This is a genomic window from Mycobacterium sp. (assembly GCF_050700595.1).
Classification (GTDB): Bacteria; Actinomycetota; Actinomycetes; order Mycobacteriales; family Mycobacteriaceae; genus Mycobacterium.
Genome location: NZ_JBOHHI010000237.1, coordinates 33,645 through 47,991, shown reverse-complemented (window position 1 = coordinate 47,991; position 14,347 = coordinate 33,645). Strand labels below are relative to the sequence as shown.

Sequence of the window (14,347 nt, the reverse complement as noted above, 5' to 3'; positions counted from 1 at the left end):
TGGCGATGTGTCACGCCGCCGGCCAGGTCAGGTCTACTGCGCTCATGCTGAAGTACGGCACCGACGATTGGAACGCACTGCATCGAGACCTTTACGGCGAACTGGTGTTTCCGCTTCAAGTTGTGATCAACCTCAGCGACCCGGACACCGAGTACACCGGTGGTGAGTTTCTACTCGTCGAACAACGGCCGCGCGCGCAGTCCCGCGGCACCGCTACACAATTACCGCAGGGCCACGGCTATCTGTTCACCACTCGCGACCGGCCGGTGCGGTCAACCCGTGGCTGGTCGACATCGCCGGTGCGCCATGGTCTTTCCGTTGTCCGCTCCGGCGAGCGCTACGCGCTGGGGCTGATTTTTCACGACGCTGTCTGACTGTCCATCCGTCGGAGCACAATGATGTTGTCGATCAGGGTCGCAGGCCTACCGTCGGGCCCGATCGTCTCCCGTTCGGCCTTCTCCATCCGCAGGCGATGCCAGCGGTGCTCGTCCAGCTGCAACGAGGCGACCACCTCATCGGCGGAAGGAAAGTCGTGGTGGTGGTCATTACTCATCCACGGCGGAGCCGATCCATGGTCGACGATCAACAACACGCCGCCGGGCTTCACGCTTGCGGAGGCCCGGCGCAGGACCGTCTCACGTTCCAGCCGCACCGGTGAATGCAGGTACTGCGCCGACACCAGGTCGAAGTTCTCGTCCGGGAAGCTTTCGGACAGGTCGTAGCGCTGGAAACTAATGCGGTCCAGCACGTTCCGCGCACGTGCCTCGGCGGCTCCGCGCTGTAGCGCGGTCTCCGCAACATCGACAGCCACCACCTGCCAGCCATGCTCGGCCAGCCAGATGGCGTCGGCGCCCTCACCGCAGCCCAGATCGAGCGCCCGACCGGGGGTCAACTGTGCGGCAACCTCGGCCAGCCGAGCATTGACCCGACCACTCCATACCCGATCCGCGCCGGCGTAGCGCTGTTCCCAGAACTCCTGCGCCTCATTTGATTCCGATTGCATAGCACGACTTCTACAGATAGCCGGTCTGGTTCACCAGCCGCACCGAAGATGCCCCGTCGGAATAGAACTCGGCGATGCTCAGCGACGCCAGGTCCAGGTGCAACCGGTACAGCAGGCCGGGCCCGGCGTCCAGCGCCAGCCGCAGCAGCATCTTGATCGGCGTCACGTGCGACACCACCAAGACTGTCGTGCCACCGTGCTCGTCGACGATCCGGTCCCGCGCCCCCAGCACCCGCCGGTGCACCTGATCGAAGCTCTCTCCGTCCGGCGGCGCGGTGCTGGTGTCGCGCAGCCAGCGCCGGTGCAGTTCGGGATCGCGTTCGGCGGCCTCGGTGAAGGTCAGTCCCTCCCATGCGCCGAAATCGGTTTCGATCAGATCGTCGTCGACGGTGACGTCCAGGCCCAGCGCCTTGCCTGCCGTGGTCGCGGTGTCGTAGCAGCGCTGCAGCGGCGAGCTGAGCACCGCCGCTATTCCGCCCCGTTGCGCGAGATAGCGGGCCGCCGCGTCGGCCTGCTCTCGCCCCAGTTCGGTCAGCGCCGGGTTGCCGCGCCCGGAGTAGCGTCGTTGCACCGACAGCTCGGTCTGCCCGTGGCGCAACAGCAGTAGCCGGGTGGCTGCACCGCGCGCACCGGTCCAGCCGGGCGCCGCGGGCTCGGCTTCCTTTGTGCCCGTAACGGGGTCCTCGGCCTCGGCGGCGGCGTTCATCGCCTCATTGGCCAACCGGTCGGCGTAGGAGTTCTGCGCCCGCGGCACCCAGGTGTAGCCGATCCGGTCAAACCGCGACGCCAGCACGCGCGCCTCGGCATAAAGTTCAGCCAGGTCAGGGTGTCTGACCCGCCAGCGCCCCGACATCTGCTCCACCACCAGCTTGGAGTCCACCCTCACCGCGACCTCGGAGGCGCCCAGTCTCGCCGCTTCCGCCAAGCCCGCGATCAGACCGCGATATTCGGCGACGTTGTTGGTGGCCCGGCCGATCGCCTGCTTGCTTTCGGCCAGCACGGTTGCGCGGTCCGCCGTCCACACCACCGACCCGTATCCGGCGGGTCCGGGGTTGCCGCGAGATCCACCGTCGGCCTCGACAATAACCTTCACTGGCTGAAATCCTTGACTCGCAACATGATTGCGCCGCACTCGGGGCAGCGCAACACGTCGTCGTCGTCGGCCGCGGCGATTCGCGCCAGCTCGCCCTTGTCGATTTCGATGCGGCAGGCGCCGCAGCGGCGTCCCAGCAGTGGTCCGGCGCCCGGGCCGCCGCCGGCGCGTTGGCGTTCGTAGAGCGCGGCCAGTTCGGGATTCAGCGCCGCGGTCAGTTCATCGCGACGCGACGAACGCTGCCGACGAGTCTCGTCGATCTCGGCCAGTACGGCGTCTCGGGCCTGCTGCGCGCTGGTCAACCCGGCATGCAGCTCGTCGAGCGTCACCGTTGCCGTATTTTGCTGACTCTGCAGTTCCTCGCGGCGCTCCATCACCTCCAGCAGCGAATCCTCCAGGCTGGATTGGCGCCGCTGCAGAGTTTCCAGCTCGTGCTCCAGGTCGGCCAATTGCTTGGCGTCTGCCACCGAACCCAGCAGCGAGCGGTCGCGGCCTTCGCGTTGGCGGACCGCGTCGATTTCGGACTCGTATCGCGATACCTGAGTGTCCAAGTCCTCCAACGCGATTTGCATAGGCGCCAGCCGATCGGCGGCGGCAACGTGATCTGCTTGCACCCGCTCGTAGTCCTGCTGTTCGGGTAAATGACTCGCCCGATGTGCCATCCGGGCCAGCTCGGCGTCCAACTCCGCCAATTCGAGCAGCGAACGCTGTTGGGTTACATCAGCTTTCATTCCTGACTTTCTCGACGTTCCAGGGATCGGTGCGGATTGAACATATTCGCACCGGCAGGGCACTGCCGAAGGCCGACCGCAACACCTCGGCCGCCTGTTCGCACCACGGGTATTCGCTGGCCCAATGGGCGACATCGATCAGGGCCACCTCGGAAGTGCGACGGTGCTCGTCGGCCGGATGGTGGCGCAAATCGGCCGTGACGTACGCCTGAACTCCGGCGCCTGCGACCGCGTCCAGCAACGAGTCACCGGCACCGCCGCATACCGCCACCCGAGACACCGGCATCTGCGGGTCGCCCGCGGCACGCACCCCCCACGACGTCTGTGGCAGCCCGTCATGGACTCGGGATACAAAGGTCCGCAACGGCTCTGGGTTTTCCAACCCGCAGATGCGACCCAAGCCCACGTCGGCCGGCGGCGCCAGCGCCACGATGTCGAACGCCGGCTCTTCGTACGGATGCGCGGTGCGCAGTGCGGAGAGCACCTGGCGCCGCGCGTGTGCCGGTGCGACGGCCTCCACCCGATCCTCCACCACCTTCTCGACGGAGCCGACGCTGCCGATCGTGGGTGACGCCCCATCTTGTGGCAGAAACTGGCCGGTGCCGGTGACGCTCCAGCTGCACTGCGAATAGTCGCCGATCTCCCCCGCGCCGGCCGTGAAAATCGCTGCCCGCACCGCATCCGCGTGCTCGGGCGGCACGAAGATCACCCACTTTTCCAGGTCGGCCGCCGCCGGTCGCGGCTCCAGCACCGACTCGACGGTCAGTCCGAGCGCCTGTGCCAACGCGTCGGAAACCCCCGGCAACGCCGCGTCGGCGTTGGTGTGCGCGGTGAACAGCGAACGGCCGGAGCGGATCAGGCGGTGCACCAGCGCGCCCTTGGCTGTGCTGGCCGCCACCGTGTCCACCCCGTGCAGCAACAGCGGATGATGGGCCAGCAACAGGCCGTGGTCGGGAACCTCGTCGACGACCGCGGCGGTGGCGTCGACCGCGACCGTCACCGAATCGAGCACATCGTCGGGATCGCCGCAGACCAAGCCGACCGAATCCCACGACTGCGCCAGCCGGGGCGGGTAGGCCGCATCCAGCACCCCGACGACGTCGGCCAGCCGCACCGTCACAAGCGCCACTCCTCCTCATCGCTTCGCTCTGCATCGTCGTCGGCGGTCACAAAACCTCCCGCAACGCTTCGACAAGCACCGGCCACTCCGGGCGCACCGCTGCCCGCAGATAGCTCCCGTCCAGGCCGACGAACGTGTCACACCGACGCACCGCAATCCCCTTGGCATGCAACCGCTTGCGAACCAGCTCGGCATCGCCGACGGTGAACAGCACAAACGGTGCCCGGCCGTCGACAACATCGACACCCACCGATCGCAGCCCGGCCACCAACTCGGCGCGCAACACCGCCAGCCGCTCGGCACCGGCAGCGGCTTCGGCCACCGCCCCGGGTGCACAACAGGCCGCGATCGCCGCCAACTGCAGCGTGCCCACCGGCCAATGCGCCCGCCGTGTCGTAAACCGCGCCAACAGCCCCGGCGCGCCCAACCCATAGCCCACCCGCAGCCCGGCCAGCGACCAGATCTTGGTCAGGCTGCGCAGCACCAGCACATCGGGCAGCACGTCGGCGGCCAACGACTCGGGCTCCCCGGGCAGCGAATCGACGAACGCCTCGTCGACCACCACGACCCGGCCGGGCCGGCGCAGCGCGAGGATCTGTTCGCGAGCGTGCAGCACCGAGGTCGGGTTGGTCGGGTTGCCCACCACGACGAGGTCGGCTTCGTCGGACAGCTGCACACCGGCCAGACCGAACGGCGGTTCCAACACGACATGATGCACCGGGACGCCGGCCATCCTCAGCGCCACGTGCGGTTCGGTGAACGAGGGCGCGATCAGCGCCGCGAGCTTCGGGCGGAGGTTGGCCAGCAGCGCGAACCCTTCGGTCGCGCCGGCCAGCGGCGTCACCTCGTCGTCGGCCCGGCCGTGGCGGGCTGCGACAGCCCGGACCGCGGCGGACTCGTCGTCGCCACCCGGGTAGCGGGCCAGATCCGGCAGCCGTGCGGCGAGCCGCTGTAGCAGCCACGCCGGCGGTTGGGCATCGCGGACATTGACGGCGAAATCCAGCATGCCCGGCTCGGCTGCCTGATCTCCGTGGTAGCGCGCCGCCGTAAGCACGCTCGAATCCGGACTCGCCACGGTTCAAACAGTAACGGCCTCGTGCGCGGGCCAGACAGTCGGAGCATGTGCGACAACGCCGGCCGTGGACCGCTCGGTGGGCATTTAGAGTAGGCGACTACCCTATTTTGGGCCCGTGGATTTCGGCGAGAATGCCGTTATGCCAGTCCACCCCTTCAACGACGTCAACGCATTCCATCGAACGATGCGGGCAGTCGCCGCCACGAAGGCGGGAAGCGTGCTCTTCCGCCCAACGGCACACCATCTCGACCAGCTGGTCAGCAAGCTCACCGGCGGCAAGCGCAGCTTTGCCGGGATCGCGGCCGGCCTTCCTACCGTCATGCTCACCACTACGGGCGCGAAGTCGGGAAAGCCTCGCACCGTAGCGCTTCTCGGCATCCCCCACCCCGACAGCGTGGCGGTCGTCGCGGCCAACTATGGCGGCGCCAAGCACCCGGCGTGGTACCACAATCTCAAGGCCGACCGGGCGGCCACCGTGACCCTCGAGGGCGAAACCTGGCGTGCCATTGCCCGCCCTGCGACACCTCGCGTGCGCGACGAGATCTGGGCGGACGGCGTCGAGATGTACCCCGGCCTTGCCAAGGAGGAAGCGTGGGCGGGCGATCGCCAGATCGAGGCGTTCGTCCTCGATCGGATCTGAGAAGCATGCGAATCATCGTGACCGGCGGCAGCTGCGGGTCGGCTGCGACTGGCGGGTGCGAAGCCCGCACCAGCTGACATAAGAGGCCGTTCAGACCGTCGACCGTTTGTCCAATCGCTCCATCACCGACAATGGGATCGTGACAGGCACGATGTCATCGAGGATCAATTGGCCGGCCGCCGCGCACGCCGCGCGACCGCAGCTGGTGATTTTCGACCTCGACGGAACGCTCACCGATTCCGCCGCGGGAATCGTGTCGAGCTTCCGGCACGCGCTGCGCCAGGTGGGGGCGGTGGTGCCCGACGGTGACCTGGCCGCCCGCGTCGTCGGCCCACCGATGCGTCACACGCTGGCCGGGATGGGACTCGGGGAGCACATCGAGGCCGTGATGGCCGCATATCGCGCCGACTACAGCTCCCGCGGCTGGGCGATGAACGGCCTTTTCGACGGGATCGGCCGGTTGCTGACGGATCTGCGCGCCGCCGGTGTCCGGCTGGCGGTGGCCACCTCCAAGGCGGAGCCGACCGCGCGGCGCGTCCTGGCCCATTTCGGGATCGACGAGCACTTCGAGGTGGTCGCGGGCGCCAGCGTCGACGCCACGCGCAGCAGCAAAATCGACGTGCTGGCGCACGCGTTGGCGCAGTTGCACCCGCTGCCACAACGGGTGCTGATGGTCGGCGACCGCATCCACGACGTCGAAGCCGCGGCCGCGCACGGCATCGACGCGATCGTGGTGGGCTGGGGGTACGGTCGCGCCGACTTCGCCGCAACCACCACATGGGCCCGGCACGTAGCGACGGTCGCCGAGTTGCGGAGGGCCTTGGGTGTCTGACGAGGTGTTTGACGCACGGCTACACGTCACGTTCATCTGCACCGGCAACATCTGCCGGTCACCGATGGCGGCGAAGATGTTCGCCCACCAGATCGCCCAGCGCGGTCTGCACGACACGGTGCGGGTGAGCAGCGCGGGAACCACCGGCTGGCATATCGGCAAGTGCGCCGACGAGCGGGCCAACCGGGTGCTGCGCGCCCACGGCTACCCCACCGACCACCGCGCCACGCAGATAAGCAGCGACCACCTGGCGGCCGACCTGGTGGTGGCGCTGGCCCGCAACCATGTCTGGCTAGTCCACGAGTTGGGCGTCGACACCGACCGGATCCGGATGCTGCGATCATTCGACCCGCGCTCGGGCGCGTACGTCCTCGATGTCGACGACCCCTACTACGGCGACCATGCCGATTTCGAGGCGGTGTTCGCCACCATCGAGGCCGCACTGCCCGGTCTGCACAACTGGGTCGACGACCAGCTCGCGCAGAACGGACACCGCTGATGCGGCGTCTGGCGTTCCTGCTGCGCCCGGGCTGGCTGGCACTGGCCGTGGTGGTGATCGCGTTCACCTACCTGTGTTTTTCCGTGCTGGCGCCGTGGCAACTCGGGAAGAACACCAAGACGTCGCAGGAGAACAAGCAGATCGAGCAGGCCCTGAACACCGCCGCTGTTCCGTTGAAAACACTGTTACCGCAGCAGGACTCGTCGGCACCCGACGCGCAGTGGCACCAGGTCACCGCCACCGGGCATTATCTGCCGAAAGTGCAGGTGCTGGCCCGGTTGCGGGTGGTCGGCGGGCAGCCGGCATTCGAGGTGCTGGTGCCGTTTGCCGTCGACGGCGGTCCGACGGTGCTGGTCGACCGCGGCTATGTGCGGCCCGAGCAGGGTTCGCGCGTGCCTGCGATCCCCCCGCCACCCAACGAGATGGTGACCATCACCGCGCGGCTGCGCGACTCCGAGCCGCCGGTCCCGGGCAAGGACCCGATCACCAAAGACAATGTGCACCAAGTGTATTCGATCAACATCGACCAGGTGGCGACGCTGACCGGGGTGCCGCTGGCCGGGTCATACCTGCAACTGGCCGACAACCAGCCCGGCGGTCTTGGCGTGATCGAGATGCCGCATCTGGATGCCGGGCCATTCTTGTCGTATGGCATCCAGTGGATCTCGTTCGGCATAATCGCGCCGATCCTGTTGGGCTATTTCGTGTACGCCGAGATCCGCGCCCGCCGCGCCGAGAAGAGCCAAACCGCGCGGACCGAACCCGCCGCCCCCCGGACCGTCGACGAGAAGCTCACCGACCGATACGGCCGGCGACGCTAGCAACCGCGCACAGCATCGCGGCCGCCACCTGCACCACCCGGGAGAGCAGCACGGCACGACGCAGGTCGGACACCGACGGCGGCGGCCCCTCGCCCAGGGTGGGCCGGATCTGCAGTTCGTAGTGGTACTGAGTCGGCCCGCCCAGTCGCACGCCCAGCGCTCCGGCGAACGCTGCCTCGACGACTCCGGCGTTAGGGCTCGGATGCCGGGCCGCTTCCCGGCGCCATGCCCGCAGCGCACCCGACGGCGACCCGCCGACGACCGGCGCACACGCCTCCACCAGCACCGCGGTCAGCCGCGCGGCGAACCAGTTGGCCGCGTCATCCAACCGCGCTGCGGCCCAACCGAATCGGTTGTAACGCGGTGAGCGGTGTCCGATCATCGAGTCCAATGTGTTGACGGCGCGATAGGCCAGTACCGCAGGCGGTCCAGCCACGCCCGCCCACAGCAGCGGCGCCACGTGCGCATCGGAGGTGTTCTCGGCGACCGATTCGACCGCCGCGCGCGCCAGGCCGTCGGCGTCCAGCAACGCGGGGTCGCGGCCGCACAGCGACGGCAGCAGCCGTCGGGCGGTGTCGAGGTCGTCGCGGTCCAGCAGCTGCGCCATCGCCAGGCCGGTGCGGGTCAGTGAGGTCCCGCCCAGCGATACCCAGGTGGCCGCCGCGGTAGCCGCCATCGAGCAGAGTGGACCACGCCGGTCGGCGTACCGTTGCAGCGCGGCCCCGAGCAGGCCTGCGGTGCCGACCAGCACACCGACGTGCAAGGCGCCGGCGATCCGGCTGTCGCGGTAGGTGATCTGCTCTGCGGCGGCCGCCGCCGCACCGAACCCGGCGACCGGATGTCCGGCGCGCGGGTCGCCCAGCAACAAGTCGGCCAGGTAGCCGGCCAGCGCACCGAGCACTCGGGTCACCGCAAACACCCCGGCAGCGTCTCACACGTGGTCTACTCGGTGACATGGAGCAGCGGCCAGCATGAAGCGCCCCGCAACCCGACTCGCCGATCTACTGAATCCCGCCGCAGCGCTGTTGCCGGCCGCGAACGTGATCATGCAGCTGTCGTTGCCCGGTGTCGGCTACGGCGTGCAGGAGAGCCGGGTCGACAGCGGCAACGTCTACAAGCATCCGTTCAAGCGGGCCCGCACCACCGGCACTTATCTGGCCGTCGCGACGATCGGCACCCGGTCCGACCGCGACCTGATGAGGGCCGCAGTGGACGGCGCACACCGCCAGGTGCGATCGACGCCGTCCAGCCCGGTGTCCTACAACGCCTTCGATCCCCGGCTGCAGCTCTGGGTGGCCGCCTGCCTGTATCGCTACTACGTCGACCAGTACGAGTTCTTGCACGGCGCGCTCGACGAGGCCAGCGCCGACGCGGTGTACCGCGACGCCAAGCGGCTGGGCAGCACGCTGCAGGTGCGCGAAGCGATGTGGCCGCCGGACCGGGTGGCGTTCGACGAGTATTGGAAGCGCTCGCTCGATGACCTGCACATCGATCCCCCGGTGCGTGAGCATCTGCGCGGGGTGGCGTCGATGGCGTTCCTGCCGTGGCCGGTCCGCGCGACCGCCGGGCGGTTCAACCTGTTCGCGACGACAGGGTTCTTGGCGCCCGAGTTCCGGGCGATGATGGGACTGGACTGGTCGGAGTCCCAGCAGGGCCTGTTCGAGCGGTTGCTGACCGCGCTGCGGTTGGCCGATCGGCTCATCCCGCACCAGGCCTGGATCCTCGGTTATCGAGCGTATTTGTGGGACATGCGTTTGCGGGCCCGACGTGGCGGGCGGATCGTGTAGCTAATCTCTAGCCTTCCGGCAGCAGGTCCCCGGCAATCGGCAACTGGACGAGCGACAACACGCGGTGCGCCGGGGTGCCGGGCGGAGCGATCAGCACATAGTCGCTGCCGTGCCGACGTGCCCGGTCGCGTGCTTCGACCAGGACGCTGACACCCGCCGATCCGAGGTGGGTGACCGCACTCAGGTCGATCGTCAAAGGTGCTGTGCCGGCGCGACTTTCGACAGCGATCTCGGGTTCGAGGATCTTGGCGGTGTTCGAGTCGACGTCGCCTCTAACAATGATGTGGCTGACGTCGTCGACCGCGGCGACGAATTCGTAGTCGACTGCCCGGTGGTCGGCTGCGGGTCTGACCTGGGTGTCGGCAACGAACTTTGCGGGTCGAGAGAGCCGGTGCACAACTGCGGCGGTCGTCCCATCGGGTCCGTGCGTGACATGCGCTTCAGACACCAGGCCTTCGGCCATCGCAAGTCCGCGCCCGCCGCCCTGCTCGCCGCCGCGGTAGTCCTTCCATCGGCCGTAGTCGATCACGGAAGCCCGCAGATTGCCATCGCCGCCCAGTGTCGCCTCGACGAGGATGCCGTCGGGAACGTCAGTGGCGTATCCATGCTGGGCAGCGTTCTCGACGAACTCAGAGATCGCGTGCAGGACGTCGCAGGTGTCCTCGGAATCGGCGCCGATATCCGACAGCCAGTCGCGAAGCCGGGCACGAACCACACCTGCGGCGTAGATCGTCGCGTCTACCGTCATGTTCAGCGGCGGCGTCGGCGTCCGTCGTTGGGCCGCAAGCAGTGTGACGTCGTCGCTGTAACCGGTGGGCCGCAACAGCAGTTCCAGGGTCTGCGAGCAGAGGCGGTCGATGGGCCGCGCCGAGGGATCGATGATAAAGCCACCGCCGCCGACGATGCTGGCGGCCAACTCGGCGAATTCCTCGGTGCTTGCCTCCAGGGACCTGCCCGGGCGTTCGATCAGGCCGTCGGAGTAGAGCAGGACGGCCTCGCCCATGTCGAGCATCTCGGTGCGCACCGGAAAGCCGGTGCCGCTTCCCAGCGGCCCGGCGCCCGACGGTTCCAGATACCGGGGGCTCGCCTCGGCGCTCACCACCAACGGCGGCGGATGCCCGGCGGTGCAGTACCGAAATTCACCGGTGGCGACGTCAAGCGAGCCGACACACACGGTGGCCGACTTCGACCCGGGCACCTGCTCCCGGAAGCGGTCGACCGCCTCGAGCGCACCGGAGACGGTGTGCCCCGCCGAGATCTGCATCCGCAACGCGGTTCGCAATTGCGACATCACCGCCGCGGCTTGGACGCCGTGGCCGACGACATCACCGATGATGAGCACCACGTGATCACCGCCCACGGCGATCGCGTCGAACCAGTCGCCGCCCGCCGCGGTGTCCGCGGCGGCGACAAGGTACTCCGCGGCGATGTCAACACCCGGTATGACCGGGACGGAGGGCGCCAATAACGCCTGCTGCATCACGATTGCCGACTCGCGGACATGACGGTACCGCTCGGAGAGCTCCTGCACCTGCGCCTCGGCGGCCATCCGCTCCCGCGCCCGAGTTGTGACGTCGCTGAAGAACACCAGCACACCCTCGATAGACCCGTCCTCCCCGCGGCGCGGCGAGACAACAAAGTCGAAGAACCGCTCCTGGACCCCGGAACCATCGTAGTTGGCGTGCACTCGCCATTCCGTCCCGGATTGTGGCTCGCCGGTTTGATACACCTGGTCGAACATCGCGAAGATTTTTTGGCGCTCCAGCTCCGGAAACACCTCCCGCACGGGCGGCCCCACGGTGGTGAAGGCGGGAAACACGAGGCGAAACGCCTCGTTCACGGCGATGAACCGATGCTCAGGTCCGGCCAGTCCGGCCAGCAAGGCGGGGACGCTCTCGTAGACGCGTCGCACGTCTTCGGCCTTGCCTATCGTTTTGTCCCAATCCCGGGTCGCCATCGGCGCTCCCTTCATACCGACCTGCGCCCCCGGGGCCTCGGCTGTGTGTCTTCGTCAACCACCACCGACAGCCACCGCCGACGCTATCAATAGCGGCTGGTTGGTGCCAGATCCGGGTGCACTATCGACACGTCAGCACCCTGTTCGCGACCACGGGGTTCTTGGCGCCGAGTTTCGGGCGATGATAGGACTGGACTCGTCGGAGCCCGAGCAGCACCTGTTCGAGTGTATTTGTGGGACATGCGTTTCAGGGCCCGACACGGTTGGCAGATCGTCCAGGAAGAGAGGAAAGTCAATGGTTTTCCCGGCACTCAACCACGTTGCGATCACGGTGCGTGACATCAACGTCAGCGGTCCCTGGTACCGCAGACTGTTCGACGCCGGCCCGGTGCTCGACGAGAATACCGACGCAGGGTTCCACCATCTGGTGTGGATGCTCGACGGCGGCACCGTGTTCGGCATCCACCAACATGAGCTCCCGGCTCGCGACGAACGATTCAGCGAGTTCCGCGTCGGCCTTGACCATGTGGGCTTCGGCTGCGCCAACCGTGCCGAGCTGCAGGAGTGGATGACACGTCTGGGCGAGCTCGGCATCCAGCACGGCGGGATCGTCGATGCCCGCTACGGCTCGGGATTGAGCTTTCGCGACCCGGATGGCATCGCACTCGAGTTCTTCGCGCCACCGGGATGAGGGACCAACACCGCCAGCGGGGGTTCTTAGTTGAACACAACCATCAGCACCCCGGCGATCACGCACAGCACCGCCAGCCAAAACCACGGCTGCAAATAGATGCGCTCGGGGGTTTCAGCCTGTCGGTGCTGGGAAGCTGCCGGTCGCGTCGTCGAGTGTTCGCGCGTCAGTTGTGAGGTCATATATCTAGCATTACTAAATTTACCTGCGGCCGTAAATGTGTTCCTAGCCTCATCGATCCCGGTTTGCGTCGCAGATCACATTCGGCGTGCTCAGAGTCGGTTGATCGGCGTGGGTCTAGTCCTCGCGCTTTCGCCGCATTTCTGCCTGGCCATCATCGCCTGACCAGCCGAATCAGGCCGATTCCTCGATCAACACTGGTGGGCGCGGACGGTATCGAACCGCCGACCGCTGGTGTGTAAAACCAGAGCTCTACCACTGAGCTACGCGCCCGTGCCGCGCACGCTACCCGCCCGGCCGTCCGGCGCCCAAAACACCAACGGCGCAAGTCAGACCATCAGCGCCGTCAGGGCATCGGTCCACAGCCGCTGATCGCGAGCTTCGCCGGGCTGTTTCATCTCGGCGAACTGAATGACTCCGGACCGGTCGATCACGAAGGTGCCGCGATTGGAGAACCCGGCGTCGGCGTTGAACACGCCGTAGGCCTGGCTGACCGCGCCATGCGGCCAGAAATCGGACAGCACCGGGAACAAAAACCCGCTTTCGGTCGCCCACACCTTGTGCGTGGGTGGCGGACCCACCGAAATGGCCAGCGCCACGCTGTCGTCGTTCTCGTAGTCGGGCAGGTGATCCCGCAGTTGGTCGAGTTCGCCCTGACAGATCCCGGTAAACGCCAGCGGAAAGAACACCAGCAGCACGTTTTTGGTTGTGCGGTAGTCGTGCAGCGTCACCGGCTGCTGGTTCTGGTCGCGCAGCGTGAAGTCCGGCGCGATCGTACCGACGGTCAGCATCAACGCCGCCCCGCCCGCGACTTCGGCTGCACCAGCCGGCTGGCGCTCCAATCACCGAGGCTCACCGACGAGGTCGGCATCAGGCCGGCGGTGGGCGCCGATTCCGCGATCTCGGCCGGCAGCACGTGGCCCGGCCTGCCGGTCTTGGGCGTCAGCACCCAAATCACGCCGTCCTCGGCCAGCGCGGTGATCGCGTCCATCAACGTATCCACCAAATCGCCATCGCCGTCACGCCACCACAACAGCACGGCGTCGATAACCTCGTCGGTGTCCTCGTCGAGCAACTCGCCGCCGCACGCTTCCTCTACGTCGGCGCGGACGTCGTCGTCGGTGTCCTCGTCCCAGCCCCACTCCTGGACAACTTGGCCTTTCTGAATGCCCAGTTTGCGGGCGTAGCTCGGGGCGTCATCCGCCGCCACCACCGTGCGACCTCCTTTTCCAGCCTCAGCGCGCCGTGCGATGCGCATTATCGTTGCACAACCGGGTCCACCTCACATGATTGCCGCCGCGGGTGGCCGGATCACAGCGACGCGCGGCACGACTGCTTCGCTTTGGTCATGGTGTCGTTGAACTGATCGATCGCGCGGTTCAGCACCGACGGCGCAGGACTGGGCCTGACGGTCCTCGCCAGGGTGCGGGTCGCGTCGACATACGCGTTGAGCGCCTCACGCAATTGCGACGACAGCGCGTCGCTGATGCTGCCTGCCACCAGATCGGCACTGTGATTCAGCGAATCTTTGGCCGGGCCTTCGGTGGGTGCGGTGCTGGCGTCGCGATTGAGGGTGTCGACATAGGCATTCAGCTTGTCAACCGCTTCCTTGGCGCTGGCGGCGAACGACAGGCACGCATCGTGTATCGCGCGCTTGGTCAGTGTCTCCTGCCGCTGGGACTCCCGGATACTCGATGTCACCGACGACGCCGAGACCGATACCGAGACCGATACCCGGTAGGCCTGGGCCATCGCGGTGTCGACTGTCGAGGTGCCCTCGGTGACCGTGGTGCACCCGACGATAGCCATCAACGCCGCCGCGATGCAGCCGAACACCAGCGCGGACACCCGCAATCGCTGGCGCAGCACGGCACGCCATCCGGTCGGCACAGTCCGTGACGTTACCGGTTCACCGTCT

General features: G+C 67.4%; 18 protein-coding genes and 1 tRNA gene. 7 read left to right on the top strand and 12 right to left on the bottom strand.

Annotated elements, in window-relative coordinates:
• Positions 1 to 374, top strand: a 374-nt coding sequence (locus tag ACRDTL_RS21800; protein WP_431508772.1) for a 2OG-Fe(II) oxygenase, incomplete at its 5' end; no start/stop codon positions are given.
• Here ACRDTL_RS21800 and ACRDTL_RS21795 read toward each other — a convergent pair.
• From ACRDTL_RS21795 to cobC, 5 genes are read right to left on the bottom strand one after another with little or no spacing between them, the layout of a single operon-like run.
• Complete coding sequence (locus ACRDTL_RS21795; RefSeq protein ID WP_431508771.1) at positions 359 to 1,003, bottom strand: class I SAM-dependent methyltransferase; 645 nt, start codon at positions 1,001 to 1,003, stop codon at positions 359 to 361. The two genes, ACRDTL_RS21800 and ACRDTL_RS21795, sit on opposite strands and share 16 nt — an antisense overlap.
• A gap of 10 nt (positions 1,004 to 1,013) precedes the next feature.
• The gene (locus ACRDTL_RS21790) at positions 1,014 to 2,096 is read right to left on the bottom strand and encodes a bifunctional RNase H/acid phosphatase (protein WP_431508770.1); all 1,083 of its coding nucleotides are present in this window, start codon (positions 2,094 to 2,096) and stop codon (positions 1,014 to 1,016) included.
• Positions 2,093 to 2,827 (bottom strand): zinc ribbon domain-containing protein, encoded by a 735-nt coding sequence (locus tag ACRDTL_RS21785; protein ID WP_431508769.1) that lies wholly within the window; start codon positions 2,825 to 2,827, stop codon positions 2,093 to 2,095. The genes ACRDTL_RS21790 and ACRDTL_RS21785 overlap by 4 nt, the downstream gene beginning before the upstream one ends.
• Positions 2,817 to 3,947 (bottom strand): Nif3-like dinuclear metal center hexameric protein, encoded by a 1,131-nt coding sequence (locus ACRDTL_RS21780; protein ID WP_431508776.1) that lies wholly within the window; start codon positions 3,945 to 3,947, stop codon positions 2,817 to 2,819. The genes ACRDTL_RS21785 and ACRDTL_RS21780 overlap by 11 nt, the downstream gene beginning before the upstream one ends.
• A 46-nt stretch (positions 3,948 to 3,993) precedes the next feature.
• Complete coding sequence (gene cobC / locus ACRDTL_RS21775; protein WP_431508768.1) at positions 3,994 to 5,022, bottom strand: Rv2231c family pyridoxal phosphate-dependent protein CobC; 1,029 nt, start codon at positions 5,020 to 5,022, stop codon at positions 3,994 to 3,996.
• A 139-nt stretch (positions 5,023 to 5,161) separates the two neighbouring features.
• Between cobC and ACRDTL_RS21770 the strand changes: the two genes are divergently transcribed.
• The 4 genes from ACRDTL_RS21770 to ACRDTL_RS21755 all read left to right on the top strand — a co-directional run bounded on the left by ACRDTL_RS21770 (position 5,162) and on the right by ACRDTL_RS21755 (position 7,814).
• Positions 5,162 to 5,662: a nitroreductase family deazaflavin-dependent oxidoreductase gene (locus tag ACRDTL_RS21770; protein ID WP_431508775.1), complete on the top strand. Its 501-nt coding sequence runs from the start codon at positions 5,162 to 5,164 to the stop codon at positions 5,660 to 5,662.
• Positions 5,663 to 5,801: 139 nt separating this feature from the next.
• A complete protein-coding gene (locus ACRDTL_RS21765) occupies positions 5,802 to 6,494 on the top strand; it encodes an HAD-IA family hydrolase (RefSeq protein ID WP_431508767.1) in 693 nt (230 codons plus the stop codon).
• 4 nt (positions 6,495 to 6,498) lie between these two features.
• The gene (locus tag ACRDTL_RS21760; protein WP_431508774.1) at positions 6,499 to 6,993 is read left to right on the top strand and encodes a low molecular weight protein-tyrosine-phosphatase; all 495 of its coding nucleotides are present in this window, start codon (positions 6,499 to 6,501) and stop codon (positions 6,991 to 6,993) included.
• Positions 6,993 to 7,814 (top strand): SURF1 family cytochrome oxidase biogenesis protein, encoded by an 822-nt coding sequence (locus tag ACRDTL_RS21755; RefSeq protein WP_431508766.1) that lies wholly within the window; start codon positions 6,993 to 6,995, stop codon positions 7,812 to 7,814. The genes ACRDTL_RS21760 and ACRDTL_RS21755 overlap by 1 nt, the downstream gene beginning before the upstream one ends.
• On the opposite strand, the gene ACRDTL_RS21750 is transcribed toward ACRDTL_RS21755, so the two are convergent.
• Positions 7,786 to 8,733: a cobalamin biosynthesis protein gene (locus ACRDTL_RS21750; protein WP_431508765.1), complete on the bottom strand. Its 948-nt coding sequence runs from the start codon at positions 8,731 to 8,733 to the stop codon at positions 7,786 to 7,788. The two genes, ACRDTL_RS21755 and ACRDTL_RS21750, sit on opposite strands and share 29 nt — an antisense overlap.
• 52 nt (positions 8,734 to 8,785) lie before the next feature.
• Here ACRDTL_RS21750 and ACRDTL_RS21745 point away from each other — a divergent pair, with 52 nt between their 5' ends.
• Positions 8,786 to 9,601, top strand: coding sequence for an oxygenase MpaB family protein (locus ACRDTL_RS21745; protein WP_431508764.1), 816 nt, complete (start codon positions 8,786 to 8,788; stop codon positions 9,599 to 9,601).
• A 7-nt stretch (positions 9,602 to 9,608) separates the two neighbouring features.
• On the opposite strand, the gene ACRDTL_RS21740 is transcribed toward ACRDTL_RS21745, so the two are convergent.
• A complete protein-coding gene (locus ACRDTL_RS21740) occupies positions 9,609 to 11,558 on the bottom strand; it encodes a SpoIIE family protein phosphatase (RefSeq protein WP_431508763.1) in 1,950 nt (649 codons plus the stop codon).
• A 295-nt stretch (positions 11,559 to 11,853) separates the two neighbouring features.
• Between ACRDTL_RS21740 and ACRDTL_RS21735 the strand changes: the two genes are divergently transcribed.
• Positions 11,854 to 12,249, top strand: coding sequence for a VOC family protein (locus ACRDTL_RS21735; RefSeq protein WP_431508762.1), 396 nt, complete (start codon positions 11,854 to 11,856; stop codon positions 12,247 to 12,249).
• 26 nt (positions 12,250 to 12,275) lie between these two features.
• Here ACRDTL_RS21735 and ACRDTL_RS21730 read toward each other — a convergent pair whose 3' ends face one another.
• From ACRDTL_RS21730 to ACRDTL_RS21710, 5 genes are all read right to left on the bottom strand, one after another.
• Positions 12,276 to 12,431 (bottom strand): hypothetical protein, encoded by a 156-nt coding sequence (locus ACRDTL_RS21730; RefSeq protein WP_431508761.1) that lies wholly within the window; start codon positions 12,429 to 12,431, stop codon positions 12,276 to 12,278.
• A gap of 196 nt (positions 12,432 to 12,627) precedes the next feature.
• Positions 12,628 to 12,702 (bottom strand) — tRNA-Val (locus ACRDTL_RS21725).
• A gap of 56 nt (positions 12,703 to 12,758) precedes the next feature.
• On the bottom strand, positions 12,759 to 13,220 hold the full coding sequence (locus ACRDTL_RS21720; protein WP_431508760.1) for a peroxiredoxin: 462 nt from the start codon (positions 13,218 to 13,220) through the stop codon (positions 12,759 to 12,761).
• A complete protein-coding gene (locus ACRDTL_RS21715; protein WP_431508759.1) occupies positions 13,220 to 13,642 on the bottom strand; it encodes a DUF3052 domain-containing protein in 423 nt (140 codons plus the stop codon). Before ACRDTL_RS21715 ends, ACRDTL_RS21720 begins: the two co-directional genes overlap by 1 nt.
• 98 nt (positions 13,643 to 13,740) lie before the next feature.
• Positions 13,741 to 14,319, bottom strand: coding sequence for a hypothetical protein (locus ACRDTL_RS21710; RefSeq protein ID WP_431508758.1), 579 nt, complete (start codon positions 14,317 to 14,319; stop codon positions 13,741 to 13,743).
• Positions 14,320 to 14,347 lie beyond the last annotated feature (28 nt).

What these genes read in the sequence shown, in the direction of transcription:
- ACRDTL_RS21795 (WP_431508771.1), bottom strand. Translation starts at nt 1,003, where the DNA reads ATGCAATCGGAATCAAATGAGGCGCAGGAGTTCTGGGAACAGCGCTAC.
- ACRDTL_RS21785 (WP_431508769.1), bottom strand. Translation starts at nt 2,827, where the DNA reads ATGAAAGCTGATGTAACCCAACAGCGTTCGCTGCTCGAATTGGCGGAG.
- ACRDTL_RS21770 (WP_431508775.1), top strand. Translation starts at nt 5,162, where the DNA reads ATGCCAGTCCACCCCTTCAACGACGTCAACGCATTCCATCGAACGATG.
- ACRDTL_RS21755 (WP_431508766.1), top strand. Translation starts at nt 6,993, where the DNA reads ATGCGGCGTCTGGCGTTCCTGCTGCGCCCGGGCTGGCTGGCACTGGCC.
- ACRDTL_RS21745 (WP_431508764.1), top strand. Translation starts at nt 8,786, where the DNA reads ATGAAGCGCCCCGCAACCCGACTCGCCGATCTACTGAATCCCGCCGCA.
- ACRDTL_RS21740 (WP_431508763.1), bottom strand. Translation starts at nt 11,558, where the DNA reads ATGGCGACCCGGGATTGGGACAAAACGATAGGCAAGGCCGAAGACGTG.
- ACRDTL_RS21735 (WP_431508762.1), top strand. Translation starts at nt 11,854, where the DNA reads ATGGTTTTCCCGGCACTCAACCACGTTGCGATCACGGTGCGTGACATC.
- ACRDTL_RS21730 (WP_431508761.1), bottom strand. Translation starts at nt 12,431, where the DNA reads ATGACCTCACAACTGACGCGCGAACACTCGACGACGCGACCGGCAGCT.
- ACRDTL_RS21720 (WP_431508760.1), bottom strand. Translation starts at nt 13,220, where the DNA reads ATGCTGACCGTCGGTACGATCGCGCCGGACTTCACGCTGCGCGACCAG.